This is a genomic window from Synechococcus sp. BA-120 BA3 (assembly GCF_034931285.1).
Taxonomy (GTDB): domain Bacteria; phylum Cyanobacteriota; class Cyanobacteriia; order PCC-6307; family Cyanobiaceae; genus Cyanobium.
Genome location: NZ_JAYGHZ010000434.1, coordinates 1 through 2,004, shown reverse-complemented (window position 1 = coordinate 2,004; position 2,004 = coordinate 1). Strand labels below are relative to the sequence as shown.

Sequence of the window (2,004 nt, the reverse complement as noted above, 5' to 3'; positions counted from 1 at the left end):
GCCCCAGGCTGAAGGGCGTGCCCGCAGCCCCGGTCCCGTGACCCGCCGACCCATGGCCATGGGTGCCGTGGCCCGCGGCCGCGGCCATGGTGAGCACCTCGGGCCAGTGCCGGCACCCCCACAGCCACCAGAACAGCAGGGTGGCCAGCGCCAGCAGCAGCACCACGAGGGTGAAGCGGCCGGCGACCCGGTCGGCCAGACCCTGGATCGGGGCCTTGCGGGCCTGGGCCCGCTCCACCAGGCGCACGATGCGGGCGATGGCGCTGTCGGCACCACTGCGGCGCACCTCCAGCACCAGGGAGCTCTCCAGGTTGAGCAGGCCGGCGGCCAGCTCGCTGCCCGGTTCCACGGCCTGCGGCCGGGATTCGCCGGTGAGGCTGGAGGCATCCACGCGCGAGCGGCCCTCCAGCACCACCCCGTCCACCGGCACCCGGTCACCCGGCAGCAGCCGCAGCCGGTCGCCCGGCCGCAGCCCCCCCACCCGCACCTGGCGGGGGGGGTCGTCGCCCAGGAGCAGCAGGGCATGGTCGGGCTGGAGGGCGCCCAGCTCCTCGATGGCCCGGCCGGTGCGGTAGCGGGCGCGCTCCTCGAGGAAGCGGCCGGTGAGGACGAAGCCGAGCAGCATCACCGGCTCGTTGAAATAGCAGGGCCAGCCGCTGGCCGGCCACAGCCAGCCCACCAGGCTGGAGAGGTAGGCGCTGGCCACCCCCAGCCCCACAAGGGTGTCCATGCCGGGCACACCGGCCAGGGCCGAGCGGACGCCGCGGACCAGGATCGGCCGGCCGGGGAAGGCCAGGGCCAGGGTGGCCACCAGGGCGTGAAACCAGGGGCTGCCCAGCAGCGGCCAGGGACCGCCCCAGGCCAGCCGGCCCGCATCGGCCAGGTGCCCCAGGCCGGAGACGAGCAGCAACAGCAGGGCTACAAGCAGCTGGCGCCAGTGGCGCCACCACTGCTCGGCCTGGCGCCGCTCCCGCTGGCTGGCCGGCTCCGGCTCCTGGGGACGCGGCCGGGCCTGGAAACCCAGGCCCTCGAGGCTGCCCAGCAGGGCGGGCAACGGATCCACGGCGCTGCCATCGGGTCCCTCGACCCGGGGCTCCAGGTCCACCCAGGCGGTGCGGGTCAGCAGATTGACGCTCGCCTGGCGCACCCCTGCGGTCTGCAGGAGGCGCCGCTCCACGGCGCGGACGCAGCCGCCGCATTTCATACCCTCGACATCGAGGAGCAACGGCTCGCGGGGGCTGCTGGCGGGGGGGGTGGCGCTCAAGCGGGGGTTGCCGGTGCTGGGTGCCGGAGCGGGGGGGCCGGGCCCCAGGCTAGGAGCCGCCACGCCGTTGCCCCGGCCGCCCGAGGCAGGATGGGGGGACGATCCGGACCTGGACCCTTGCCCCGCTCGCAGCGCAACGACAATTTCATCGACAAGAGCTTCACGGTCATGGCCGACCTGATCGTCAAGCTGCTGCCGATCGATCCCAAGGCGAAGGAGGCCTACGTCTATTACCGCGACGGCCTCTCGGCCCAGAACGACGGCGACTACGCCGAGGCGCTGGAGAACTACGAGGAGGCCCTGAAGCTCGAGGAGAACAGCATCGACCGGGGCGAGATCCTCAAGAACATGGCGATCATCTTCATGAGCAACGGCGAGGAGGAGAAGGCCCTCGACTATTACCGCCAGTCCCTGGACGCCAACGGCAACTCCCCCTCCTGCCTCAAGAACATGGGCCTGATCTACGAGAAGTGGGGGCGGCTCGCCGAGGAGACCGGCGACCAGGATGCGGCCGACCGCTGGTTCGACGAGGCGGCCGTGCACTGGACCAAGGCGGTGCGCCTCTACCCGGGCGGGTACCTGGACATCGAGAACTGGCTCAAGTCCTCCGGCCGCAGCAACGTCGACGTCTACTTCTGAGCCCCCGGCTCAGTCCCCGTCGGCGGGATTCACCCCCAGGCCGGCCACCAGGGCCTCGGCCACCGTGGCCGCCTCCAGCAGCTGCAGGCCCAGGCCGGCCG

At 72.9% G+C, this 2,004-nt stretch carries 2 protein-coding genes; one reads left to right on the top strand and one right to left on the bottom strand.

The genetic code is table 11. The features are described from left to right. Positions 1–1,264, bottom strand: a 1,264-nt coding sequence (locus VB737_RS16490; RefSeq protein WP_500314553.1) for a heavy metal translocating P-type ATPase, incomplete at its 3' end; no start/stop codon positions are given. A 117-nt stretch (positions 1,265–1,381) separates the two neighbouring features. Between VB737_RS16490 and VB737_RS16485 the strand changes: the two genes are divergently transcribed. Then, complete coding sequence (locus VB737_RS16485; RefSeq protein WP_106219282.1) at positions 1,382–1,903, top strand: photosystem I assembly protein Ycf3; 522 nt, start codon at positions 1,382–1,384, stop codon at positions 1,901–1,903. Positions 1,904–2,004 lie beyond the last annotated feature (101 nt).